General features: G+C 65.3%; 21 protein-coding genes, 2 tRNA genes and 1 pseudogene. 11 read left to right on the forward strand and 13 right to left on the reverse strand.

Annotated features, from left to right (window positions below; all coding sequences use genetic code 11):
- Positions 1-319 precede the first annotated feature (319 nt).
- On the reverse strand, positions 320-1,657 hold the full coding sequence (locus ABC977_RS11875; protein WP_369667475.1) for an MFS transporter: 1,338 nt from the start codon (positions 1,655-1,657) through the stop codon (positions 320-322).
- Positions 1,658-1,830: 173 nt separating this feature from the next.
- Between ABC977_RS11875 and ABC977_RS11880 the strand changes: the two genes are divergently transcribed.
- From ABC977_RS11880 to yrfG, 3 genes are read left to right on the forward strand one after another with little or no spacing between them, the layout of a single operon-like run.
- Positions 1,831-3,279, forward strand: a complete 1,449-nt coding sequence (locus ABC977_RS11880; protein WP_369667476.1) for an SDR family oxidoreductase — start codon at positions 1,831-1,833, stop codon at positions 3,277-3,279.
- A 3-nt stretch (positions 3,280-3,282) separates the two neighbouring features.
- Positions 3,283-3,909 carry a DNA-deoxyinosine glycosylase gene (locus ABC977_RS11885; protein ID WP_369667477.1) on the forward strand — a complete coding sequence of 209 codons (627 nt, stop codon included), beginning with the start codon at positions 3,283-3,285 and terminating at the stop codon, positions 3,907-3,909.
- 35 nt (positions 3,910-3,944) lie between these two features.
- Entirely contained in the window at positions 3,945-4,634 is a 690-nt protein-coding gene (gene yrfG / locus ABC977_RS11890; protein WP_369667478.1) for a GMP/IMP nucleotidase, read from the forward strand.
- Between the two features lie 182 nt (positions 4,635-4,816).
- On the opposite strand, the gene rhlB is transcribed toward yrfG, so the two are convergent.
- Positions 4,817-6,280, reverse strand: a complete 1,464-nt coding sequence (rhlB, locus tag ABC977_RS11895) for an ATP-dependent RNA helicase RhlB (protein WP_369667479.1) — start codon at positions 6,278-6,280, stop codon at positions 4,817-4,819.
- A 212-nt stretch (positions 6,281-6,492) separates the two neighbouring features.
- Between rhlB and trxA the strand changes: the two genes are divergently transcribed.
- Positions 6,493-6,819, forward strand: a complete 327-nt coding sequence (gene trxA / locus ABC977_RS11900) for a thioredoxin TrxA (protein ID WP_369667480.1) — start codon at positions 6,493-6,495, stop codon at positions 6,817-6,819.
- A 182-nt stretch (positions 6,820-7,001) separates the two neighbouring features.
- Positions 7,002-8,258, forward strand: a complete 1,257-nt coding sequence (gene rho / locus ABC977_RS11905) for a transcription termination factor Rho (protein ID WP_369667481.1) — start codon at positions 7,002-7,004, stop codon at positions 8,256-8,258.
- 89 nt (positions 8,259-8,347) lie between these two features.
- Here the strand turns inward: rho and ABC977_RS11910 are convergent, their stop codons facing one another.
- From ABC977_RS11910 to rluB, 3 genes are all read right to left on the reverse strand, one after another.
- The gene (locus ABC977_RS11910; RefSeq protein ID WP_369667482.1) at positions 8,348-10,033 is read right to left on the reverse strand and encodes a glutamine--tRNA ligase/YqeY domain fusion protein; all 1,686 of its coding nucleotides are present in this window, start codon (positions 10,031-10,033) and stop codon (positions 8,348-8,350) included.
- Positions 10,034-10,197: 164 nt separating this feature from the next.
- The gene (gltX, locus tag ABC977_RS11915) at positions 10,198-11,613 is read right to left on the reverse strand and encodes a glutamate--tRNA ligase (protein WP_369667483.1); all 1,416 of its coding nucleotides are present in this window, start codon (positions 11,611-11,613) and stop codon (positions 10,198-10,200) included.
- 294 nt (positions 11,614-11,907) lie between these two features.
- Positions 11,908-12,861, reverse strand: coding sequence for a 23S rRNA pseudouridine(2605) synthase RluB (rluB, locus tag ABC977_RS11920; RefSeq protein ID WP_369667484.1), 954 nt, complete (start codon positions 12,859-12,861; stop codon positions 11,908-11,910).
- Between the two features lie 250 nt (positions 12,862-13,111).
- Here rluB and ABC977_RS11925 point away from each other — a divergent pair, with 250 nt between their 5' ends.
- Complete coding sequence (locus ABC977_RS11925; protein ID WP_369667485.1) at positions 13,112-13,801, forward strand: hypothetical protein; 690 nt, start codon at positions 13,112-13,114, stop codon at positions 13,799-13,801.
- A gap of 17 nt (positions 13,802-13,818) precedes the next feature.
- On the opposite strand, the gene htpX is transcribed toward ABC977_RS11925, so the two are convergent.
- The gene (gene htpX / locus ABC977_RS11930) at positions 13,819-14,709 is read right to left on the reverse strand and encodes a protease HtpX (protein ID WP_369667486.1); all 891 of its coding nucleotides are present in this window, start codon (positions 14,707-14,709) and stop codon (positions 13,819-13,821) included.
- Between the two features lie 176 nt (positions 14,710-14,885).
- On the opposite strand from htpX, the gene ABC977_RS11935 reads away from it, so the two are divergent.
- The 4 genes from ABC977_RS11935 (at position 14,886) to ABC977_RS11950 (ending at position 17,568) form a co-directional block, all read left to right on the forward strand.
- Positions 14,886-14,961 (forward strand) — tRNA-Ala (locus ABC977_RS11935).
- A gap of 56 nt (positions 14,962-15,017) precedes the next feature.
- Positions 15,018-15,093, forward strand: a tRNA-Glu gene (locus ABC977_RS11940).
- Between the two features lie 497 nt (positions 15,094-15,590).
- Positions 15,591-15,926, forward strand: a complete 336-nt coding sequence (locus tag ABC977_RS11945) for a TusE/DsrC/DsvC family sulfur relay protein (protein WP_369667487.1) — start codon at positions 15,591-15,593, stop codon at positions 15,924-15,926.
- Positions 15,927-15,975: 49 nt separating this feature from the next.
- Positions 15,976-17,568: an oleate hydratase gene (locus ABC977_RS11950; protein WP_369667488.1), complete on the forward strand. Its 1,593-nt coding sequence runs from the start codon at positions 15,976-15,978 to the stop codon at positions 17,566-17,568.
- Positions 17,569-18,250: 682 nt separating this feature from the next.
- On the opposite strand, the gene ABC977_RS11955 is transcribed toward ABC977_RS11950, so the two are convergent.
- Both ABC977_RS11955 and ABC977_RS11960 read right to left on the reverse strand, forming a co-directional pair.
- Complete coding sequence (locus tag ABC977_RS11955) at positions 18,251-19,099, reverse strand: hypothetical protein (protein ID WP_369667489.1); 849 nt, start codon at positions 19,097-19,099, stop codon at positions 18,251-18,253.
- Positions 19,053-20,807: a hypothetical protein gene (locus tag ABC977_RS11960; RefSeq protein ID WP_369667490.1), complete on the reverse strand. Its 1,755-nt coding sequence runs from the start codon at positions 20,805-20,807 to the stop codon at positions 19,053-19,055. The genes ABC977_RS11955 and ABC977_RS11960 overlap by 47 nt, the downstream gene beginning before the upstream one ends.
- A 190-nt stretch (positions 20,808-20,997) precedes the next feature.
- Between ABC977_RS11960 and ABC977_RS11965 the strand changes: the two are divergent.
- A pseudogene (locus ABC977_RS11965) lies at positions 20,998-21,216 on the forward strand (SOS response-associated peptidase family protein); the annotation flags it as partial.
- Between the two features lie 273 nt (positions 21,217-21,489).
- On the opposite strand, the gene ABC977_RS11970 reads toward ABC977_RS11965, so the two are convergent.
- The 5 genes from ABC977_RS11970 to ABC977_RS11990 form a co-directional block, all read right to left on the reverse strand.
- Positions 21,490-21,924: a type II toxin-antitoxin system VapC family toxin gene (locus tag ABC977_RS11970; RefSeq protein WP_369667491.1), complete on the reverse strand. Its 435-nt coding sequence runs from the start codon at positions 21,922-21,924 to the stop codon at positions 21,490-21,492.
- Positions 21,921-22,217, reverse strand: a complete 297-nt coding sequence (locus ABC977_RS11975) for a type II toxin-antitoxin system Phd/YefM family antitoxin (RefSeq protein WP_369667492.1) — start codon at positions 22,215-22,217, stop codon at positions 21,921-21,923. Before ABC977_RS11975 ends, ABC977_RS11970 begins: the two co-directional genes overlap by 4 nt.
- Positions 22,218-22,464: 247 nt before the next feature.
- Complete coding sequence (locus tag ABC977_RS11980) at positions 22,465-23,832, reverse strand: RNA polymerase sigma factor (RefSeq protein ID WP_439849187.1); 1,368 nt, start codon at positions 23,830-23,832, stop codon at positions 22,465-22,467.
- 14 nt (positions 23,833-23,846) lie between these two features.
- Complete coding sequence (locus ABC977_RS11985; RefSeq protein ID WP_369667494.1) at positions 23,847-24,212, reverse strand: DUF1428 domain-containing protein; 366 nt, start codon at positions 24,210-24,212, stop codon at positions 23,847-23,849.
- On the reverse strand, positions 24,209-24,817 hold the full coding sequence (locus ABC977_RS11990) for a dihydrofolate reductase family protein (RefSeq protein ID WP_369667495.1): 609 nt from the start codon (positions 24,815-24,817) through the stop codon (positions 24,209-24,211). Before ABC977_RS11990 ends, ABC977_RS11985 begins: the two co-directional genes overlap by 4 nt.
- Positions 24,818-24,909: the final 92 nt, after the last annotated feature.

Genomic DNA, 24,909 nt, shown 5'->3' on the forward strand with positions numbered 1-24,909 from the left:
TCACGAGCACCACCCTTCGCGCCCGCTCCAGTGGAGAATAGCCCCCCGTCGCGGGGACGTAAACCACGACGACAGCGAGGTCGCTGGGTGACCCACTAAGGTACGATTCGAAAACACGCGGTAAGACGCGGGCTTCGATGTCGGGATGCGCTGCGCTCTCCCGACCTACGAGTGCTGCGATATCGGGATGCGCTGCGTTTTCCCGACCGACGAGTGCGCCTCTTTACGTCTCACGGGCGCCCTGCGCGCCCGTTCCAGCGGAAAATAGCCCCATTGCGGGGACGTGATCCAAGATCCCAGCGAGGTTGCACGACCACCGCTAACGGTCGGCGGGATCCTCCGGCCGCGCGTGAGGCGCCAGCAGGATGTCGCCCGGGGCACTGAGGCGCACGTAGACGCTCGCCGCCATCAGCAACAGATTGATGCAACCGACGACGACGAAGGGCGCACGGGGATCGATCACATCGAACAGGTAGCCGCCACTCGAGGTGATCATGAGGATTCCGAGCGCCCCGCTGATGTTGAAGGCACCGAGCACGGTCCCGCGTTTGGCCATCGGCGCTTCCTGCCCGATGAGCGACTGCGCGGACAGGAACACGCTGATCTGACCGATGCCAAGCAGGATGAAGAAAAAGATGCCATAGGACGCCAGCGGATTGTCCAACAGTATCACCGCCAGGTTACCGAGCGCGGCCAGGGCCATGCAGATCGCCAGCGCGGTGACCCGGTTGATGCGGTCGATCACGGGCCCCATGATCGGTGCCCAGATCAGCGCGGCGATCTGGGTCATGATGAAGATGAAGGTCCCGTGTTTGATCGCTTCGGCCGAATTCATACCGGTCGCGATCGCCGCCGTCGTCCCCCACAGGACGAGAAAGGTCGCGTTGATCGACTGATCGCCACGGGCGACGAAGGCCGCGCCGTACGCGAGCAGGATGCGCGGGTTGCGGGCCTCAGAGAAACCAGTAACGATCAGCTCGCGAAACGGCGGCCGCTCGGTCTTGACGACCGGGGTGCCGCCCTTCAGGCCCAGCGCGATGACGATCGCCGAGACACCGGCCAGAGCGGCGATGATCAGGTGCGTGTAGAGCCCGGCCTCGGTGCCACTGAATCCCTTTCCTGTGAAGAACTCCGGCAACAACCCGAAACCCTGGTTGATGAAGACGATCCCGAGCCCGTTCAGCACGCCGACGAGGGCGACCAGCTTGCCGCGCGAATGTTCGGCCGGATAGTCGGCAAGCACCGTCGACAGGCCGCCTGCGACCGCAACGATGCCCAACGCGTAGATCGTGCGGAACACGAACAACTCGAACGTCGAGTTGGCCAACGGATAGAGGATGTAGGTCAGCGCCAGCAACAGCAAACCCGCGACATAGATCGGGCGCCGGCCGATCCGATCGATCAGCATCCCGGCCGGGATGAAGAACAGCAGCGCGACGATCTCGGTCCAGAACACCAGTTGGCCGCTGATCCGGCCCTGCTCCTCGATCGGGATCTGAAGATGTTCGTTGAGGATGTAAGTCTGACCGATCGTAATGAAGGTCAGCAGTCCGATCGACACGAAGGCGGCGTAGAGAAAGGTCCAGCCGTTGGTGCGGGAGATGGTCGGCGCGAGGGTGACGGGGCCGAGTCTCTGCGGTGGTGGTTCGTGTGACATCGCGCGGCGTAGGTCCCTGAGATTGTGAGGTCGCCGTGGCAAATCGGCCAAGGCCGCCTAATATAGAGGAATCGCGGACAAATGCCACCTGGCTCAGCGGTCGAGGTGCCCTGATCGCGTTCGACGCCCGCGGTTGAACGCGTTGACCGGCGCCGCCGCCCAAACGGAGGTTGATGGTGACGACGCTCGTCTTTGGTGCAACCGGCTATATCGGGTCTAACTTGGTGCCTTATCTGAGCACCCGCGGAGTCAAGGTGCGGGCCGCGGCGCGTAACAGCGAGGTGCTCGCGGGCCGCGGCTGGGACGGGGTCGAGCTGGTCACCGCCGACGCACTGAAATCCGAGACGCTGCCCGCCGCGCTCGAGGGGGTCGAGATCGCCTACTACCTGGTGCACTCGATGGCCGCCGGCCGAAGCTTCGGCCAGCTCGATCTGGAGGCCGCCGATCATTTCGCGCGCGCCGCGGCCGCCGCCGGCGTCGCGCGTATCGTCTATCTCGGCGGGCTGGTGCCCCCCGATGCCGACTCCGAGCACCTGGTGTCCCGCCGGGACACGGGGGAGCATCTGCGCCAAGGCCCGGTTCCGGTCACCGAGATCCGGGCCGGGATCATCGTCGGTCCGGGTTCGGCCGCCTTCGAGGTGATGCGTGATCTGGTCAGCTATCTACCGCTCATGATCACGCCGCGCTGGGTCAAGTCCAAGGCCCCGCCGATCGCGCTCGACAACCTGCTGGAGTACCTGTACCGGCTGCCGCAGCACCCGGCGACGGCCGGCGGCATCTACGACGTCGGCGGTCCCGAGGTGCTTTGTTACGGCGACATGATGCGCGAACTCGCGCGGATCCTCGGCAAGCCGCTCGTGATCATCCCGGTGCCGCTGCTGACCCCGGGCCTGTCGGCGAAATGGTTGCGACTCGTGACCTCGGTGCCGACCAACATCGCCCGGGCGCTGATCGAGGGGTTGGCGCATGACATCGTCGCTGATGACCGGGCGGCCCGCGAGCTGGTGCCGCAAGCGCTGCTCGGCTTTCGCGCCGCGGTCGAGGCGACGCTCGCCGCCGAGCGCGCGAACGCGGTGGCCTCGCGCTGGACCGAGGGCGCGCTGATGTTCCGCGATTACCGGCCCGATTACGGCTTCTACGCGAAACGCGCGAGCGGCAGCGCGACGGCCGAGGCCCCGGTCGCGGCCGTCTGGGATCAGGTGGCCCGGATCGGCGGCCACCGTGGCTACTACTATCTCAATGGCCTGTGGCGCGCGCGCGAGGTCGTCGATTGGCTGATCGGGGGACCGGGTCTGCGCCATGGGCGACGCCACGAGTCCGAGCTGCGCATCGGCGACATGATCGACTCCTGGCGGGTCGTCGCGATCGAGCCCGAGCGCCGGCTCACGCTGCGATTCGGGATGCGGGCCCCCGGTGCCGGCGTGCTCGAATTCGCGCTGCAACCGCTGCCCGATGGGCGCACCCAGATCGAGACCACGGCCTATTGGCATCCGGCCGGAGTCTGGGGATTGCTCTACTGGTATGCGATGTCGCCACTTCACCGCTTGGTCCTCGGTGGTCTGCCGCGGCGCATCGCCGAGCTGGCCGAGGCCAGCCCAGCCGGTCGCGCCGCGAACGCCTGACCGATGGCCGAACGCTGCGTCGCCTTCCCGCCGGTCATCGGCGGCCAGCCGCGCCTATTGATCCTCGGTTCGATGCCGGGCGCGGCCTCCCTGCGGCTCGGGCAATACTATGGGCATCCACGCAACGGCTTCTGGCCGATCATGATGAGGCTGCTCGGGGCACCCGCCGATCTCGACTACGCGGCGCGTTTGGCGGTCCTGATCGCCAACGGCATCGCGCTGTGGGACGTTTTGGCCGAGTGCGAACGACGCGGCAGCCTCGACGCCGGCATCCATCCGGCGAGCATCCGCGTCAACGAGATCGGACGCTTGTTGGGCGCTCACCCGGGGATTCGTCTGATCGCCTTCAACGGCGCCACCGCCGAACGCGAATTCCGGCGGCGCGTGTGGCCCGAGCTCGATCCGACGATGCAGGCGATTGCGACCCGGCGCCTACCCTCGACCAGTCCGGCCCATGCCGGGATGACGCTTGCCGAAAAACGCACGGCTTGGCAGGCCGCCTTGACCACGCGGCGACCCGATAACCAACCCCTGATCGGCGAGTCGTCGCGGGAATCCGGCATCGCCCAGGTGCCGCGTCGCCCCACACCCGACGCGGTTGACAGCCGCCTCCCGGGCCGGAGACGATAAGAAACATCGCCTTTCGACCCCAGGACCACCCGGAGATGCCAACCGCCATCGACTGGTCGGCGATCGACACCGTCTTCCTCGACATGGACGGCACCCTGCTCGATCTGCACTTCGACAACCACTTCTGGCTCGAACACGTACCGCGCCGTTACGCCGACACCAACGGCCTCCAATTTGCCGAGGCGCGCGAGGCGCTGCTCGCCCGCTACCGGGATGTCGAAGGCACGCTAGAGTGGTATTGCGTCGATCATTGGAGCCAGACACTTGGGCTCGATATCGTCATGCTGAAACAGGAGGTCGAGCACCTGATCGCCGTCCACCCGCATGTGCCCGAATTTCTCGCCGCGCTAGCGAACCGAGGCAAGCGCCGGGTGCTCGTCACGAACGCCCACCAAAAATCGCTCGCCCTGAAGCTGGAAAGAACCCGCCTCGCCGGTCATCTCGACCGTGTTGTGTGTGCACACGACCTCGCGGCGGCGAAGGAAACACCGGGATTCTGGGAACGCGTCCAGGCCATCGAACCCTTCGACCCGGAACGGACCCTGTTCGTCGACGACAACGAAACCGTGCTCCAAGCGGCCCGCCTCTACGGTTTTCGCTGGCTCCTCGCGGTGTCGGAACCCGATTCGAAGCGGCCGGTACGGACACTGAACAGCGACATCCCAGCGATCCGCCGCTTCGCCGAACTCCTGCCCGGCCTGCAAGGCCCGCCATCACGGCCCTGAGCGCTCAGGAGGAACTTGCCGGCCCGCGGCACGAGACGCCGCGAAGACGTCTTTGTCGGCTCGACGGCGACCTCCCTCTAACCAATGCCATCGGAGCAGGCTCGCGCTGAGCCGTCGTAACGGGCAACTCGGCGCAATCGGGTGTCGATCTTCGATCCGCAGCGGCGCCGGTTACCCGACGGTCATGGGGATTCGGTCGCCGGTGCGGCCTGCGCCGCCCCACCGGCCGACGACGTCGGCTTGCGTCGCCTCCGGCGCCGTTTTTTCGCAGCCGTGGCCACCTCGACCCCCACCTCGGGTTCGCTGGTCGCGACCTGTTGCTCGGGGGGCGGCGTGTCCCGTTGCACCTCCGGCCGCCCCGGCTCGCCGCGGCGCGCACGCCCGTGCTTGGCCCCGGCGCGCCGCCCAGCGGGACGCTCCTGGCGTTCCAAGCGGTCATGGCGCGGAACGCGCACGCGACTGTTGGGTGCCACCTCGGCCAGCGACCCCGCATCCAGATGGATCATCGGGACCTTGGCACCGATGAAGGCCTCGATATCCGGCAGGCAGAAGGCATAGGTCTCACAGACGAAGCTGATCGCCTCGCCTGCGGCGCCGGCCCGGGCCGTGCGTCCGATGCGGTGGACATAGTCCTCGGCATCCTCGGGCAGATCGTAATTGATGACGTGCGTCACGTCCGGGATGTGCAATCCGCGGGCCGCGACATCGGTCGCCACCAGGATCGGCAACTCGCCCTCGGTGAAGTGGCGCAACAACCGCAACCGCTTCTTCTGCGGCACATCGCCGGACAGGATCGCTGCGCGCAGGCCGTTGCCTTCGAGATAGCCCCAGATCCGCTCGGTCTCGCGTTTGGTGTTGGCGAAGACGATGACTCGGGCGTTCTCGAGCCGCCGCAGGAGCCCGATCAGCAGTGGGATCTTTTCATCGTTGGCGACCATGAAACAGCTCTGCGTAACCCGCTCGGCAGTCACCTGATCCGGTTCGATCTGGACCGGCATCGGGTTGTTCATGTGCTCGTAGGCCAGTTCCGTGACCCGATACGACAGCGTTGCCGAGAACAGCAGACCGAGGCGCTCTTCCGGCGGCGGCATCCGTCGCAGCAAGAACCGGATGTCCTTGATGAAGCCAAGATCGAACATCCGATCGGCCTCGTCGAGGATCACGACCTCGATCCGCCGGAGGCTGAACACCCTTTGTTTCAGGTAATCGATCAAGCGTCCCGGGGTCCCGATCAGGATATCGAGGCCACGGGCCAGATCCTCGCGCTGCTGCTGGTAACCGGTTCCGCCGTACACCAGCCCGACGCGAAACCCGGTGTACTTGGCTAACATCTGGGTATCGCGATGGATCTGGACCGCGAGTTCCCGCGTCGGGGCGAGGATCAGCACGCGCGGATAACAACCCTCGCCCGGGGGCTCGTTGCTGGTTGTCAGCAGGCGCTGCAGCGTCGCGACCAGAAAGGCCGCGGTCTTGCCAGTCCCGGTCTGGGCCTGGCCGGCGACGTCCCGACCGGCCAGGGCCAGCGGCAGCGTCTCGGCCTGAATCGGGGTGCAATGGGTAAAACCGGCCTCATCTAGGGCCTTGAGGATACGAGGGTCGAGGTCGAACTGGTCGAAGCGGCTTTCTGTCAGGTGTGTTTCCGTCATCGAGTGGGATCTGCGGGCTGAGGATAGCGTCGGCCTGATGCCAGGCTTGCAAATTGTCGTCTCTTTAGCTCAAATAGCATCTTACCTAAGGGCCTACTCCAACGCCAATCCAGCCCGACCCGAGAATCGGTCACCGCGGCCAGCGCCGCGGCCTTCCTCGTCATCGGATCCTCGCCGATACGCAAATTTCCAAGCAATGGGAGAGCAACGCAGTGAGTGACAGCATCGTCCACGTGACGGATGACTCTTTCGAACGAGACGTCCTGCAATCGCCCGAGCCGGTGCTCGTCGACTACTGGGCAGACTGGTGCGGGCCCTGCAAGATGATCGCCCCGGTCCTCGACGAGATCGCCAACGAGTACGCCGGTCGAATCCGCGTCGCCAAACTCAATATCGATGAGAATCCGAACACCCCGCCGCGTTACGGCATCCGGGGGATTCCGACACTGATGCTGTTCAAGGATGGGGAGGTCGAGGCCACCAAGGTTGGGGCCGTCTCGAAATCCCAGCTCACCGCTTTCATCGATAGCAATCTCTGATAGCGGGCGGCCGCGAGCCGGCCGATTCGAAGAGCCCGCGCTGACTCTGTCTGTCGGGGTGTCATCGGCACCCCATACCTGGCGGAAAGCCTGTTCCCTGGTCCCGCCGCTCAACCCCTTCCTACGCACGGCAACGCGCGGCGCCGCTGACAACCCTCACCCCGATCCTCTGTTTAGCTGAGATGAACCTAACCGAACTGAAGAAAACCCCTGTTCCCGACCTCGTTGAATTGGCCCAGACGATGGAGATCGAGGGTGTGGGCCGGTCCCGCAAGCAGGATCTGATCTTCGCGATCCTCAAGGCGCAAGCCAAGCGGGGCGAGGACATCTACGGCGATGGCGTGCTGGAGATCCTGCAGGACGGTTTCGGGTTCCTGCGCTCGGCCGATGCCTCGTACCTAGCCGGACCCGACGACATCTACGTCTCGCCGAGCCAGATCCGCCGCTTCGCCTTGCGCACCGGAGACACCATCTCGGGCAAGATTCGGCCACCGAAGGACGGCGAGCGCTACTTCGCGCTACTGAAGGTCGGCGACATCAATTACGACCGGCCCGAGAATGCCAAGACCAAGATCCTGTTCGAGAACTTCACGCCGCTGTTTCCACAGAAGCGGCTCAAGCTCGAGCTCGGCAACGGGAGCACAGAGGACATCACGGCCCGCACGATCGATCTGGTCGCGCCGATCGGCATGGGCCAGCGCGGGCTGATCGTGTCCCCGCCGAAGGCCGGCAAGACGATGATCCTGCAAAACATCGCCCAATCGATCGGCCACAACTACCCGGACTGCTATCTGATCGTGCTGCTGATCGACGAGCGACCCGAGGAGGTCACCGAGATGGCCCGCTCGGTGCGTGGCGAAGTCATTTCGTCGACCTTCGACGAACCGGCGACACGCCACGTACAGGTCGCCGAGATGGTCATCGAAAAGGCCAAGCGGCTCGTCGAACACAAGCGCGACGTCGTGATCCTGCTCGATTCGATCACGCGGCTCGCCCGCGCCTACAACACGGTCGTGCCCTCGTCGGGCAAGGTCCTGACCGGCGGCGTCGACGCCAACGCGCTGCAACGGCCGAAACGCTTCTTCGGCGCTGCGCGCAACGTCGAGGAAGGCGGGTCCCTGACGATCCTCGCAACAGCCCTGGTTGACACCGGCTCACGGATGGACGACGTGATCTACGAGGAATTCAAGGGCACCGGCAACATGGAACTGCACCTCGACCGGCGCATCGCCGAGAAACGCATCTTCCCGGCGATCAACATCAACCGCTCGGGGACGCGCCGCGAGGAACTGCTGATGCACCCCGACGAGCTGCAGAAGATGTGGATCCTGCGCCGGATCCTGCACCCGATGGACGAGCTGGCGGCGATGGAATTTCTCCACGACAAGCTCAAGGCGACCAAGACCAACGGGGAGTTCTTCGACTCGATGCGTGGCTAGGCGAGCCACGCGAGCCATTCAGCGGGCACCGGCCAACGCCGCGACGGAACGCCGCCGGAGCCGGCGACCGGCCCCAGCTTTGCTGTCCGCTATCCGCGCGGCTCGCTCTGCGCCTTGCCCCAGCTATCGCGCAGGCCCACGGTCCGATTGAAACAGAGCCGTCCGGCGCGGGAATCCTGGTCGACGACGAAGTAACCCTCGCGCTCGAACTGAAAGCCTTGGCCAGGCTGCGCGTCGGCCAGGGCCGGTTCGACTAGCGCATCAAGAACCCGGACCAGGGACGCCGGGTTGAGATCGTCGCGAAAATCCGTCTCGCCGCTGCCCGGCTCCGGCACGCGGAATAGGCGATCGTACAACCGCACCTCGGCCGGCACGGCCGTGGCCGCCGGAACCCACTGAATCACGCCCTTGACCTTGCGCCCGGCCGGGTTGGCCCCGAGTGTCGCCGGATCGTAGCTCGCATGCAGCTCGACCACCTGACCGGAGGCGTCCTTGATGACCTGGTCGCAACGGATCACATAGGCCTGGCGCAGACGCACCTCGCCGCCGGGTACCAGACGCTTGAACCCCTTCGGCGGATCTTCGGCGAAGTCCTCGCGGTCGATGTAGAGTTCCCGGCCGAAGGGGACCGTCCGCTGCCCCATCGACGCCTCCTTCGGGTGATTGGGCGCCGTGAGCATCTCACTGCCATCCGCCGGGTAATTCTCGATCACGACCTTCACCGGCCGCAGGACCGCCATGCGCCGCGGGGCGGTGGCGTCGAGGTCCTCGCGGATCGCGCTCTCGAGCATCGCCATCTCGACCAGATTGTCGGCACGGGTCACGCCGATGCGTTCGCAGAAGGTGCGGATCGCGGCCGGCGTGTAGCCACGCCGCCGCAGCCCGGCGATCGTCGGCAACCGCGGATCGTCCCACCCGGCGACATGCCCTTCGTCGACCAGCAGGGTCAAGCGGCGCTTGCTCATAACCGTGTACTCGAGGTTCAGACGACTGAATTCGATCTGACGCGGCCGGCTGGGCACCGAGACGTTCGCGACACACCAGTCGTAGAGCGGGCGGTGATCCTCGAATTCCAGCGTGCACAGCGAATGCGTGATCCCCTCGAGCGCATCCGAGAGCGGGTGCGTGTAGTCGTAGGTCGGGTACAGGCACCACTCGCGCCCGGTCTGGTGGTGGATGACGCCGTGGCGAATCCGGTACAGCACCGGATCGCGCAGGTTGATGTTCGGCGAGGCCATATCGATGCGCGCGCGCAGGGTCCGGGTGCCGTCCGGGAATTCGCCGGCGCGCATCCGCCGGAACAGGTCGAGGTTTTCGGCAACCGGCCGATCACGGGAGGGGCTGTCGCGGCCCGGAACCGTCAAGGTGCCACGGTACTCGCGGATCTGATCCGCGGTCAGGTCGCAGACATAGGCCAGACCCTTCTCGATCAGCTCGACCGCGAACCCATAGAGCTGCTCGAAATAGTCCGACGCGAAGTAGAGTCGGTCGCCCCAATCGTAGCCGAGCCAGCGGACGTCCTGCTGGATGGCGTCGACGAACTCACGGTTCTCCTTGTGCGGATTGGTGTCATCGAAGCGCAGGTTGCAGGTGCCCGGGAAGTCTTCGGCGAGCCCGAAATTCAGCACGATCGATTTAGCGTGCCCGATATGCAGATAACCATTCGGCTCGGGCGGAAAACGGGTCGCGATCCGCGCATGACGGCCGGTCGCGAGATCCTCGGCGATGATCTGGCGAATGAAGTTGGTCCTGGCGGGAACGGCTTGTTTGGACATGGCGAAAGCGGCTCGTCGGTGACGGAATCAGGATGTGTAAATTGTAGCGGGATGGTCGCGCGTCCGGCGACGGTCGCCGCGATAGCGCCGAAGCCGGTGCGCTCCCGATCGGACACATCGCGGAACCGGCGCGCCGCTCGTGGCCGAACGGGGTGCGGCGCGCGTCAATCCTGCGCCGTGCGCCGATCGATGTAATCCAGGGCCTTGTCGATGCGGCGCAGTGTCGCGTCCTTGCCAACCAAGTGCAAGGTGATGTCGATGCCCGGCGAAGCGGCCCGTCCGACCACGGCGACTCGCAGCGGCTGTGCGACCTTGCCCAGGTTGACGCCGAGCTCGCTGGCGACACCTTCGCAGACCCGCCCGAGCGCCTCGGGCGTCCAATCCTCGTAGGCCATCAGCTCGAAAGCGGTGCGCAGGCGCGCGAGGCCCTCGCGGGCCACCGGCCGCAGGTGCTTCTTCGCCGCGCCTTCGTCGTAGACGTCGAAGTCGCGATAGAAAAAGGTACTGATCTCGGCCAATTCGACCAGGGTCTTGGCCCGCGCCGCCTGCGCCTCGACGACGGTGGCCAGATCTGGTCCCGTGGACGGGTCGATGCCGAGCCGACCGATCTGAGGACTCAGCAGTTGCGCGATCCGTTTGGGATCGCCGTGCTGAATGTAATGCTGGTTGAGCCAGGCGAGCTTTTCGGTATTGAAGCTCGATGCGGCCTTGTTGACCTCGCCGATGTCGAACAGCTCGATCATCTCTTGGATCGAGAAGATCTCCTGATCGCCATGAGACCAGCCGAGCCTGACCAGGTAGTTCAGCAGGGCCTCGGGCAGGAAACCGGCCTCGCGGAACGCGATGACGCTGACCGCCCCATGGCGTTTGGACAGACGCGCGCCGTCGTCGCCGAGGATCATCGGAACGTGGGCGTAGCTCGGCGGCTCGTGGCCGAGGGCGCGCAGGATATTGATCTGGCGGGGCGTGTTGTTCAGGTGATCGTCCCCGCGAATGACATGGGTGATCCCCATATCGAGATCGTCGACGACAACCGACAGATTGTAGGTCGGCGCCCCATCCGAGCGGCGGATGATCAGGTCATCGAGCTCGGCATTGCTGAAGGCGATGCGACCGCGGATCAGGTCGTTGACGACGACGACACCGTCCGTCGGGTTGCGGAAGCGCACGACATGGGGTTGATCCGGCCCGACCTCCTTGGGACGACAATGCCCGTCATAGCGCGGCTTCAGCCGTTGCGCCATCTGGCGCTCGCGCAGATCCTCGAGCCGCTCCTTCGGGCAGTCGCAGCGATAGGCCAGTCCCTTGGCCAACAGCTCGTCGATGACGGCGTTGTAGCGCTCGAAGCGCTCGGTCTGGAATAACGGGCCCTCGTCGTAATCCAGGCCGAGCCACGTCATGCCTTCGAGGATCGCGTTAACGGACTCGGCCGTCGAGCGCTCGAGATCCGTGTCCTCGACACGCAACACGAAGCGTCCGCCGTGCTTGCGCGCGTAGAGATAGTTGAAGAGGGCGGTGCGGGCACCACCGACGTGCAGGTAGCCGGTCGGCGACGGAGCGAAACGGGTGCGAACGGTCATGCGGGATCCTTAAGAATCAACTCAGAGGTTGTAAAAATTCCCGGCCATCGCGAGGGCGCTCCCAGGCGTGGCCAGCCAGGCGCGGGGTGCACGAAGTCGGGGAACACACAGGGGGCATGTGACCCGAATTCGGGCGCCGCCGCCACACCTCTAGGCACGTCTGACGGCATCCGCAAGTAGGTCGGGGACTATTCACAACCTCTCAGTGTGTCGATGGCCAAGCGGCCATTGTCGCTTCCCGGAGGAACGAATGCCAAACCCTGGCTCGGTCGTGCATCGCCGGGCCAAAGCGGATCAGTCGGGCCCCGATCGTCGCCGGGCGGTGCGCCCAGTTCGCAGCGGCGCTGGTCCGCTCGCGGCTCGCGTCGGGGGCGTTCGGGGTCGCGCGGCCGCGGCGCGATCGAACACCCGCGGCCGTCCCGAACGCGATTGGCGCACCGGTTCGATCGGTTCCAATCCGGCCAAGGTCATGAGCCCGGCGATCTCGTCGCCGTCGAGCTCGCGCCAATGGCCGGTGAACAGGCGTGGGCCAAGCTCGATCGGACCGTAACGCACGCGGATCAGTCGGCTAACCTGGCAACCTGCCGCTTCCCACAGACGCCGCACCTCGCGATGACGCCCCTCGCGCAGCACCACATGGAACCATTGGTTCGCACCGCGTCCGCCTGCCTCGGCGATCCCGTCGAACCGCGCTGGGCCATCGTCGAGCTGGACCCCTTCGATGAGGCGGCTCAGGGCCTCCGGCGGGACCGCGCCGAGGATTCGCACCGCGTACTCGCGTTCGATCTGGTGCGACGGATGCATCAGCCGATTGGCCAGTTCCCCGTCGGTCGTGAAGAGGATCAGCCCCGAGGTGTTCAGATCGAGCCGGCCGACCGCGATCCATCGCCCTTGATGGGGCCGCGGCAGCCGGCGAAAGACGGTCGGCCGCCCTTCCGGGTCGTAGCGCGTGACCAACTCACCCTCGGGCTTGTTGTAGGCGATCACCTGCGGTCGTTGGGCGACCGGATCACGGCGGTGCCCAGCGGTCAGGTCGCGGCCATCGACACGGATTCGGTCGGCTGAGGTCACCCGATCGCCGAGCTTCGCCAGGTGCCCGTTCACCCGCACTCGGCCGGCCGTGATCCAGCCTTCGATCGTTCGGCGCGAGCCCAACCCGAGATCGGCCAGAACCTTCTGAAGACGCACTCCAGGCTCCGACGCCGCCAGCGGCGTCGGTTTGGGGGGTGGCACACGCCGCCCTTTCATCGCCCCCTCCGCGACCGGGCGCCGAGCACGGGCACGCCCTGCCCCCTAGCAGCAATTCCAAACCAGGCTACCAGCCGATCGATCATCACAGGTTACCGAAATTCATCAGACCCGAACCACGGCGGTCGGGGCATCTGATGACGAGCATAGCCCCGCCGCCGCGGTCCGTCCATCATCGACCGCCCGAGCCGTGGTCCGGATGCGGTAAAGTTGCGCGAATCGGACACCCAGATCGAGCGAGGCGACCCGGATGGATGACTTTTCGATTGGCTTGGCGCTGTTCAATTTCCTGCCGATCCTGTTCTGGGCGGCCGCCTTCGTAGCACTGGCCCACCTGGTCGGCCTGGGTGCCCCCGGTCACATCTGGCTGGTCTGGGTCGGCGGTGGTCTGGTCGTGCTCGGCGGCCTCACCAAGGCGACCTGGAAGCTGATCGTCGCAGTCTCGGGGCCAGATCTCGTCTGGCTGTCGAACGCGCTCTTCCCGCTGCTCGGAGCCGGCTTCGTGTTGCTCGCGGCCGGCGTCTGGGGCGGCCTGCGAGGACTCGCGGGGCGGATGCCTGGCCCCTCTCTGTGGTTGGCGCCGACGGTTTTGATCATCGCCGCCCTCGCCGCGGCCGCCTGGCGAACCTGGGGGCTCGAGATCACACGGGGCTGGTTCCTGCCGCTGATGATGCTGACGAGCCTCGGCAACCTGGGCCTCAGCCTATTGCTGATCGCGACGACGCTGCGGCGCCGTCTATGGCTGGCCGCGACGCTGTTCATCGCGAACGTCGCGATGATCTTCGCGCTGCAACCGATTGCAGTGATGGAGCCCAAGACGGTCGCGGTGCATTGGCTCGAACAATCGTTGACCGCCTTGGGGACGGCCGGCTTCGCGCTGGCGGCTTGGCTGTTGTACCGCGCTGCGCGCGGTTCAGGGACCGCGACGCGCGATGCCTGACCGGGCCAAACGCAGCCTCAGCGGCCGGCCTGCTCCAACGCCGCAATCCGCTGCTCGAGCGGCGGGTGACTCATGAATAGGGCCTTCAGGCCATTGCCGATCCCACCCGAGATCCCGAACGCGGCGAACTCGCCGGCTGGCAGATCACGCGGTTCATGCTGGCGCTGCAAGGCCCGCAGCGCGGCGATCATCTTCTGGCGCGAGGCCAGCTCGGCACCACCGGCATCGGCTCGGAACTCGCGATAGCGTGAGAACCACATCACGATCATGGTCGCGAGAATCGATAGCAACACCTGCGCGACGATCGACACAATGAAATAGGCCGGCCCGTGCCCCTGCTCCGTCTTGAACACGATGCGATCGACCAGGTGGCCGATGACGGTCGCCAGGAACACGACGAAGGTGTTGACGACACCCTGAATCAGCGTCAAGGTGACCATATCGCCGTTCGCAACATGACTGACCTCGTGCCCGAGGACCGCCTCGATCTCGTCTTGCGACATCTGACGAACCAGTCCGGTACTGACCGCGACCAGCGCATCGTTGCGGTTCCAGCCGGTGGCGAAGGCGTTCGGGTCGGGCGAATCGAAGACCCCGACCTCGGGCATCTGGATGCCGGCATCGCGCGCCTGGCGAGCGACCGTATCCATCATCCAGCGCTCGAACTGGGTCGTCGGCTGGCTGATGATCTGCACCCCCATCGAGCGCTTGGCCATCGTCTTGGACAGAAACAGCGAGATCAGCGCCCCGGAAAAACCCACGAGCGCGGCGAAGATAAGCACGGCGGTCAGGTTCAAATCGACGCCGCTATCCTGCAGGAGGCCCTCGAACCCGAACAACCGAAAGATAATGGTAATGACCAACAAGACGGCGAAGTTGGTCGCCACGAACAACAAAATGCGTTTCATGGTGTGAACTCCGAAGAATCGGGGTATAGAGATCAGGCCGGTTCCAGCTCGCGCGGTGGCCGTGAACGGGATTTGGCCCGGCGTGAATATCGACGAGGATAGTGTGGGCATTGTAGCGAAAAAAAAGACTGGACAAGCGTCTTTCGACCCTATATTCTTCCGGGTCTGATTTCGACGGGGCCATAGCTCAGCTGGGAGAGCGCAACACTGGCAGTGTTGAGGTCGGCGGTTCGATCCCGCCTGGCTCCACCAAGGTCGAGTACCCGGTCGCCTAGACCGGTTTTTTTTGACGTCGCTCGACGGCCTCCGTCCCCATCGTCTAGAGGCCTAGGACACCGCCCTTTCACGGCGGCAACCGGGGTTCGAATCCCCGTGGGGACGCCATCTTCGCTTCGGCATCGAACAGGTGTGGGCGCACGGAGCGCTCCGTCGCCAGGCGGCTATCCTGTGACCCGCCCAGACCGGCTCGGACCCACAAGCTGCAGGAGCACCCGCCCTGCCCCGCCAGCGACAGCCTTTTCCGCACCATCTTACCGCAAACCGTCATCGCCATAGGTCGTCGCATCCCGACCTGACGCATGCGCCCCCCGGCGTCGCGCGTATCGGTGATCAGGCTATCCCTCCGATTTCCGGGATCACCGGGTTCGGCAGCGCTCCAGGTCGAGCTCTCCACCGGGCAGAGCGGCCAAATTCATCCGCTCGGCGCGACTCTTCGACCGATTCCTCACCGCCACTGCGGCCGACAGCGAATCCCGAGCCGAGGACACGCTCTTGACCAAGCGGCTTTCTCGGCTATAGTTGCTTATCAGCAGAAAATCTTGATGCGCGCATAAAGGAAATTTATCAATAGGCGATAAACGACGACCTGGAGGCAATGGACGATGATCACACCAAGCCTTGGCACTGAGAGCCCTCCCCGCCAGTTACCACTCGATGCCGACGGTTTCGTCGTCGATCCGCAACTGTGGAGCCCCGGCATGTCGCGAGCCATCGCGCGGCGGGACAACTTGCGTCTTACTCCGGAGCACTGGCAGATCATCTATTCCTTGCGCGAACACCACTTGGCCTCCGGTTCCATCCCCCCCGTTTCCCACATCTGCCGAGGCCAGGGCCTCGACCGGCACGCCGTGCGCCGTCTTTTCGGTTCATGCCGAGAAGCCTGGCGCGTGGCGGGATTGCCCAATCCTGGTACAGAGGTGCTGACCTACATGAACTGAGGTCATTCGATTCCCCACCCGCGATCCGCCGAGGGGAAAAGATAGACCCATGACCTCCGATTCACCCTCGACCACGCATGTCTATCTGGTGGGCGGCGGCATTGCCGCCCTTGCGAGCGCTGTCTACCTAGTCAAGGACGCTGGCATTCCCGGGCCGAACATCCTGATCCTGGAACAGGACAAGGTCATCGGCGGCGCCCTCGATGGGCATGGCGATGTGGACACCGGCTTTCTCATTCGCGGTGGCCGCATGCACGAACGGAGGTTCGTCTGTTATTGGGATCTGCTCTCGCACATCCCCTCGGCCACCGATCCTGCCAAGAGCGTGACCGAGGAAACCTTCGCATTCAATGAGCTCTTGGTCTCCTGCGCCCACTCCCGGCTGCTGCGGGGTGCCGAGATCGTCGATGTGTCCTCGTTCGGACTTGGCCCACGCGACAAATGGGATCTCGCGCGACTCTCAGTGGCCCCAGAGAAATCGCTCGGCAACAGGCGCATCCAAGACTGGTTCCAGCCCGCCTTCTTCGATACCAACTTCTGGCGGCTATGGGAATCGATGTTCGCCTTCCAGGTCTGGAGCAGCCTCGTGGAGATGCGGCGCTATTCCCTGCGCTTCATGCACCTCTTCCCCGGCCTCCACGAACTGCGCGACATCCTTCGAACCGTGTATAACCAGTACGACTCCGTCATCCTTCCACTGCAAGCCTGGCTCCAAACGCAGGGTGTAGCCTTTTCGCTGGAGACACAGGTCGTGGATATCGACTTCCGCCTCGAAGGCACACGGAAGACGGCGACGGCCATCCACTGCATCGAGGACGGCGTCCCCCGCACGATCTCATTGGGCGAGCAAGACTATGTCTTCGTCACCAACGGTTCGATCGTCGAGAGCTCCGCGGTCGGCTCGATGACCCGGCCGGCCGAGTTGAAGGGCAAGGAAACCGCCGGCACCTGGACATTGTGGGAGCGGATCGCCGCGAAGGACCGCGCATTCGGCCGACCGGGTGTCTTCTCGGATCGCATCGACCTCCAGAAGTGGGAGTCCTTCACCGTGACGCTCCGGGATCCCACCTTTCTGCGCCACCTCTCGACCGCCTATGGTTACATTCCAGGCATCAGCGGACTGATGACGATCATCGATTCGCCGTGGCTCCTGTCGCTGGTGATCGCCGCGCAACCGCACTTCGCCAATCAGCCCCCGGGTGTCGAGATCTTCTGGGGATACGGCCTGTATCAGGACAGGCTCGGCACCTTCGTCAAAAAGACCATGCAGGATTGCACGGGCGCCGAGATTCTGACCGAACTCTTCGGGCATCTGCGCATCTCCGAACAGATGCGTCCCGTGATGGAGGCACAGAGAATCAACTGTCTGCCGGTCATGATGCCGTTTATCGATAGCGTCTTCATGCCACGATCGCCGGGAGATCGTCCGCGGGTAGTCCCAGAGGGTGCGACCAACTTCGCGTTCCTCGGCCAGTTCACCGAAATCCCCGACGACTGTGTCTTCACCGTCGAGTATTCGGTGCGATCAGCACAAACCGCCGTTTACACGCTGTTCCACACGGGGAAGCGCGTTCCGCCTGTCTACTTGGGTGGCCGAAAGCTGAAGTCGCTGGTCCAAGCCGTGCTCGCCATGAATCGATAGCCGCAACGCTCCCGTCGCCTGGTTCATCGGCACAGAATCCGGCCATCGCGCAACCCGGCCGAGGCGAGGTCAGCCGGACACAGCCCCTTCCACCCGCCCACTCCGGATCGCCCACGGTCCCAATCGCAACCCGAGACCGCTCGAGAGGCGCCGACCTGTCGGCGGGACCCGGTAGCGCTTGTGGAGGGTGGAATCCAACGCAGCTCCGAGCATGCGCTCGGTCCGCGACCTGGATTGCTGGAACATATCCTTTCCTAGATTTGACATTCTTCCGCCCCAGACAGGGCTAAGTCACCGACTTGTATTTTTTGCTAGAAATCTTCTCGCGTCTTTTTCGGCGGTTGCGTTCGCTGTACGCGATGTAGTGCCACAAAAGGGCACCTTGAGAAATTCAAGGTGCCCGCGCGGGGCAAGGATGCGCCGCCATTTTCAGTCGCCTAAGCGACTGAAAATGAAGCGAAGCGGAAATCGCATTTTCGCCTCGCGTCTTGAAAGGTTGCCCGGATAGCAGTTTTTCAAGGTCCCCAAAAGTGCCGTGACTCATTGAAGTGCCGCTTGTGCCACGCTGCGGTCGTATCATTACCCACATCTCCGCTGCCCTTGGTCGCCAGGCGGCGCAAGTTACTTGGCCGGCCGAACTGGCCGGCCAGGGCTGCGCCAGTCCTCCGGCCCTACGCTCAAATCAACAGCTCAGAGCTGTGGCGATAGCGTTCGCGACGCGCGCGTCGGACAGATAGCCGCGGATGCTATGGGAGTCCCAACCATTGCGCAGGTCGGTCAGGTTCTCGATGCCGATCGCGAAGGGCGGCACAAGTCCCCGCCCGAGACCGACCACATCGTCGGGATCGATGGCATTGAGCCACCGCCGAACGGCGCTGGGTTGCCGCAGGGGTGGCCCGAGCTGGCGCTGGACCGAGGCGAGCGGCAGCGGCGAACCAAGCGTGACGTAGAGGCGGGTATCGGTCGCGTTATTGCGTAACAGATCGAATGTGACGACGCTGCCGAGCGAGTGGCCGATCACGATCTGCGACCCATGACCGGTCAGCGCCGGCTTGACCAGGGCGTCGATCTCGTCTTTTGCGCCTATCCCGCGGAAATAGGTGTTCGCCTCCTTGACGAAGCGCATGACGAAGTCACCGGTGCCAGGTGACCAGCGTTCGATCAGTGCGAGTGTCGGCAGCAGTGCCCGGACGCCGGGCGTCATGGTGGTGACGTCCAGATCCGCGGCCGCTTCGACGTCAGCGGTGTCGACGCCCAAACCGGCCGCGATCTCGCCAACCAACGACTCGGCGAACTCGACATCGGCATCCGGGACGCCGGTAGCGCTTTGTGCGACGGCGTCTCGCACCGTCATATCGCGGTCGCGGGTCAACTCAGCGAGACGCTTGCCGTAAAAGGGCGCGACGACATCGCAGCCGGCCAGTAGACCCGGCTTGTTGATCGCGCGCTCGATGAAATTGGCCCAGTCGCGGGCGATCCATTCGCTACTGTTGGACTGGTTGTTGATGCCGTGGACGAAGACGATCCTCATCGACGCGAACCTCCGCTTCGGTTGCGACAATAAACTGTTCCGCTGCTGCCCCCGCTAAGCCGACGAAAGGCAACGATGGCACGCATTGCTGGCCGAGTCCGACGAGACCTGGCAACGCCTGGACCTGGGCCTCGCCGAGCAGCCGCCAACCGGCAGCCAGCACCGGGGCTATGCCGAAGCCCCGTCCGGCGTGGATACGCCTGCTCAGCAGCATGAGATCGAACGGCAGCCCGCCATAGACCTGCTCGAATCCGTCGGCCAGTGCCGCGACCTGCCGCCAATCGCCAACCGCATCGGCCAGATAGCCCCGCACGACCGCGGCGATCGGTTGGCGGGCGACCGTAGCGACGATCTCGCGCCCGACCAGTGCCGAACCCGCCTCGGCGGCGGCCACGAGCCGGTCGTCGGCGAGACGAATCAGCAGATCGAGTGTGGCCGCGGCATCGTCGGCGTTCGCGTCGGGCGTTCGCCACGCGATCGCGAGCGGGCCCTGCACGGACTCGGTCGGGTTCAGATACAGCATGGTCGTGCAGCCAGGCAGTGTGTACAGGGGGACGACCAGGCCGGTAGCGAGCCTCGCCCCGACCAGGTCCGGCCCGTGGCGGAGCACCATCGCATCGTCTTGTCCAAGCCCGCCGACGATCGCCAGGTCGGCGGCGATCAGCCGAGGCTCGGCGTCGTGAGCGAGGCCCGCGAGCGCGGCGGCCACCGGTGTCGCCTGACGCATCGGCGGCCGACGAAGCTGCTCGGCGATCTGGCGCCGGCGCTTGCTGGCAGCACGCCGGTCGCCAAACCGGCCGGCGGCAGCGCGGAGCTCATCCATAGCACGGGTCGCGAGTCGCCCGGCGCCGCCCTCCGCCGTCGAAGTTTCGATGGCAATCCCGCCCCTGCTGATGGCCTTCGAAAGCGAGGACGCGCGCTGCGCCCAGTCTCCGCTCGCGGATGAAGCGACTTGCGCCTCGGTGTCAAGATCGGCGACCGCTTGGCGAATCGCAGCCGTCGGATCTGGCAAACTGGGCGGTGTAAAGCCAGCGAGCGGCAGGGTGGCATACAGGTCGTTCGGTGCCTGAAAAGCACCTTGCGCACCCGGTTCGACGCGTAGCTGATAACGCGCTGCGATGCTTGGGACCTGTTGACGGACAAAGGACACCAGATCGTGCGTACGTACTGCATCGGCTGTCGTGTCCTCCGCACCGGAAAGCGCCCTCAGCAAGGCCCCGGAGAACAGGCAGATCGGTGCTTGGGAGGTATCGCCGCGCAGCATGAAGGCCGGCAGCCCTTCGCTTGAGGCATCGTAAACATCGACGTCGACGGGGCGCCGCCGCGCGAAAGCGCATTGGTTGATCACCCCGCTCCCCTTGACCCGGGCCGTCCGCGCCGAATCGAACTCGCTGCAGGCATCAATGACCAACGTGAGTCGCGCCAGCGGGTAATCGCACAGGCGCTCTCTGAATTCGGACAGCGCGATGGCCTCATCCCCATTAACCGCCCAGTTGCTCAGCAGCAACAGGCGCTCGAAGCCACGAATGAAACCATGCCCGGCGAAGTGAACCAGCAGGTGGTCGATGATGCGGGTCTGATCGGACAACACCGGGTTGATCGCTGCTCCCAGCCGCGCCACTGTAAGAGGCTCATCCTCGTCGCTCACGAGATGGGTCTCGAACCCGGCGGCATTGCCCCAGTCGGCCAGCGCCCGTGCGACCGTCAACGTTCCAGGCAGCCGTGCGGCTCCACGGGCCTCAGCCACAGCGATTGAGATCAGCACCTTGTCCGCGCTCACCCCGGCCACCCCTGGGATCGATCAACCATTTGCGCGCCTTCGGCACACCACAGTCGTCTGTGCGGCCGATGCTCCAAAGTATAGACGTTCCGCGTGACACCAGCAGGCTACGAGCGCGGCGATGGCCATGGCGGGCCTCTGGGAACGCTGGAAGGATCCGCATGGCGTGCAGGTCATCGAGTCTTGCACCATCCTCGTGACCTTCGCCAGCAAGCGCCTGGAGCCGATCCACGACCGCATGCCGATTCTGCTCGGCCCGGATGCCTTCGCGACCTGGCTCGACCCGAAGAACGATGATCGGGGGTTGGTGGAAAGGGTATGGGAACCGGCCGGCTGATAGGCGCTACCTCCTACGCGACGGATACCATGGCGCGCATGTATTAACAGCCTATACTGCCGGGCATGATTGCGGTGCGGCTGGTGGGTGGTCTGGTATCGGCCACTTCCGGTCACTGGCCACACCGCACCCTGCGTCTGCTGCATCCTGCTACCCGTCACCCGCCGTCCGGCGAACGACGGACCGGTCACGAGCCTTTGCAGTCGCTGACCACGCTCTCGGGACTGGCGGCTTGTGTTGGCGTGGGGGCCGTAAGTTGGGTGTGGATGACTGCTACGGCACCTTGGCAATCCAGGGATCGATGGCGGTCACGCCCGCAGCAACGAAGTCGCTGGGATCTCGCGTCACCACCGCCAGGCCATGTCGGGACGCCGTGGCTGCGATCAGGACGTCCGGGTGGCTGAACGTATGCCCAGCCTTTGGACCGGCCTCGATGATGAGACGCCAATCCAGCAGGATGTCTTCGGTGATGGCCAACACCCGGTGCGTGAACATGGGCCTGAGGCGATGGTCCAGCCATTGTCTGAGCTCGGCGCGACGGGCTGGTTCGGATACCAATTCGATTCCGAACCGGATCTCCGCAAAGGTCACCTCGCTGACAAAGAGACGATCCAGGGGTTGCGCGCTGACGAAGTCAACGACGGCGGGTGACGGCTGCTTTCGCCGTAGCTCCGAGAGCACATTGGTATCCAGCAGCCAACCACTCACAGCGTCACGGCCCGAACTGGCCCCTTGACCTTCGGGTGCTCGAAGACGACATCTCCGAGTGGCGAGTCCGCCATGAGATCCACCAGGGCGCGGCCAGTGGGTTGTCCCCGCAGACGAACGTAATCCTCCGCCGAGAGGACGACGGCCCGTTCTTCCCCATTGACGGTCACATGCTGGGGTCCACATTCGACTGCCCGGCGAACGACTTCACTAAACCGAGCCTTGGCTTCCTGAATCTGCCAGAAGCCTGTCTCATCAGGGCGAGATGCTTGCTGTACTCGGCGAGAGCTCATGAGTTCGACTCCAAGGCGGTCAGGCTGACTAGACTCTAGCCCCGAGATGCCTGTCCCGCAAGTGCTCTTTACGTTGTGGTCTGCGAGCGGCCGCTTTGGGCACGACGGCGACCCCTTGGGGATCAGAAGTGGGTAGCCGTGCCTGGTCGACTCTGGGCCATCGCGATACTTGCCCCCAGTGACCGCTGATGGGGCACTTCGGACGCTGGCGACGGCACCGACAGTGTCGGGATCGGGTCGCCAGCCGTCACTGCGGCGGATGCCCCTTGTGTGAATCCGGTCCCGTCCCCGCCCGCTGCGCGCGGGCGAGGAGCAGGCGCTGTTCGGCCGCGTTGCCCGAGTGTTCGGCGGCCAGCCGGAACGCAACCGCAGCCGCCGCCCGCTCGCCGCAGCGTTCCAGCAGGTCGCCGCGCACCGCGTGTAACGGGACGTAGCGGGCAAGTGCCCGAACATCGAGTTCGGCGTCGAGTCGGGCCAGCACCCGCGCCGGATCGTCGAGCTGGGCGGCCGCCCGGGCTTCGTGGATGCGGGCGGCCGGCGATCCGGTGCTCGCGAACAAGGTCGCGTAATGCGCCGCAATCTGCCGCCAGTCGGTGGCGGCGAAGGTTGGTGCGGTCGCATGGCAGGCGGCGATCGCGGCCTGAAGGCGAAACGGCCCCGGTGCGATATCCGGTCCGGCATCGGATTCCCGATTGGGGTCCGGATCCCGGGTTCGGGCGAGCCTGTTGGCGCGCGCCAGTGCGGCGAGGCCACGGCGGATGCCGCCGCGATCCCATTTTCGGCGATCCTGATCCTCGAGCAACACCGGGTGACCCTGTTCATCCATGCGCGCGGCCAGCCTTGCGCCGTGCAGCTCGATCAATGCGAGCAGAGCCTGTGTCTCGGCGTCATCGGCGGCGGCCTGGGCCAGTATGCGCGCCATTCGCAGGGCCATGTGGCAGAGGTCGGGCTGCGCCCATTCGGCGCCCTGGCTCGGGACGTGGCCCTCGGTGAAGATCAGGTAGATCACTTCGCGCACCGAACCGAGGCGTTCGCGGCAGTCGGCCGCGGATGGCATTTCGAAGCGGATCCTCGCCTCCGCGAGCGTGCGCTTGCCGCGCACGATGCGCTGCGCGATGGTCGCCTCGGGAACCAGAAAGGCGCGCGCCAGCGCAGCGTTGTCCAGCCCGCCGATGATGCGCAGCGCGAGCGCGCAGCGGGTGTCGGGGGAGAGGGTCGGGTGGCAGGCGATGAACAGCAGGGCCAGCGCGTCGTGGCGGGCGTCGTCGCGGCATTCCGGCGTTGAACCCGCGAAATGGCTGCGCGCGATTTCGCGACCGTAGTCGCCGAGCAGCGCATCGCCCCGCTGTTCACGCCGCAGGTGATCGATCGCACGGTTGCGCGCGGTGCGCAGCAGCCACGCCGTCGGATGCTCGGGCACGCCCCGCGTCGGCCAGTGCTCCAGCGCGGCGATCAGTGCGTCCTGTGCGGCGTCCTCGGCGCGTTGGAAATCGCCGGTCCAGCGGGCCAGTGCCGCAACGATGCGTCCCGCATCGAGACGCCAGATCGCCTCGATCCGGCGCAGAACCTGCGACCCGCCAGCCGGATCGCCGGAGTCGTCCCCGAGGGGATCGATGCGGTTGCCGTCGGTCACCGTTCCACCCATACTCCGAAGCCGCCCCAGAACATACGCCGGCTGTCGACCGGTGTTTCGCTTTCCGGCATCTTCTGCGGACAAGGCAGGCGCGGGTCGGCCATGACGGCGGCGTTGACACGGTCGCGCTGCTCGCGCGATGCATAGCGGATCCACGAGAACACGACCGTTTCCCCGTCGCGCGCGTGCACGCTACGCGGAAACGAGCTGACCTCGCCGGGCGCCACCTCGTCGGCGACGCATTCGACGACCTCCAGCGCGCCGCACTCGCGCCAGATCTGCGCGGCCAGGTCGGCTTGCTTGCGGTACTCCTCCAGTCGGTCCTGCGGACCTGGAATCACATCACCATCGACGTAGCTCATGGGGCGTCTCCTCGCGGGTGGGGTGGGTCGGATGGGTCGGGCTTGAGCGCGTAACGCAGCTCGACCAGCTCGGCGCCTAGGCGGCGCAGACCAAGCAGTCGCAGCGAGGGGCCGAACAGGCGACGCGGGAACAGCGGCTTGCCGCGCCCGAGCGTGGCCGATCCGATCTGGACGACCATCTCATCGAGCAGACCGGCATCGTGGAACTGCCCTGCCAGCTCGCCGCCTCCGACGATCCAGACGTTGCCGGCCCCGGCGGCGCGGCGCATCTCCCGATGCACGGGGCTTACGTCGCCGCGCACGAAGCGCAGGTCGGCGCCGTCGATCCGTGGCAGGCCGCGCGTCGTGAACACCCAGGTCGGCTGCGTGTAGGGCCACGGTGATCCGGTCTCCGCGGCCACCTGCTCGGGATTGTGCAACAGCCATTCGTAGGTAGCGGAGCCCATGGCCAGCGCGCCGACGCCGGCGATGAACGTGGCGTAACCCGAATCGCTGCCTTTTTCTCCTTCGAGCGAAGTCCCGAGTGCAAAGAGCCAGGCAAGGGAGTCCTCCTCGGTGGCGAGAAAGCCGTCGAGGCTGCCGGCGGTGTAGTAGATCGTCTTCATCGCGAAGGACCCCGGACACCGTGGCGCCGCAGCACGGCGTTGCGGTCTTGCCTATCGGCCATCGTACACCGCTTGCAGCGCAGCGAGATCGA

Origin of the sequence: Thioalkalicoccus limnaeus (assembly GCF_041197575.1) — a bacterium.
Taxonomy (GTDB): domain Bacteria; phylum Pseudomonadota; class Gammaproteobacteria; order Chromatiales; family Chromatiaceae; genus Thioalkalicoccus; species Thioalkalicoccus limnaeus.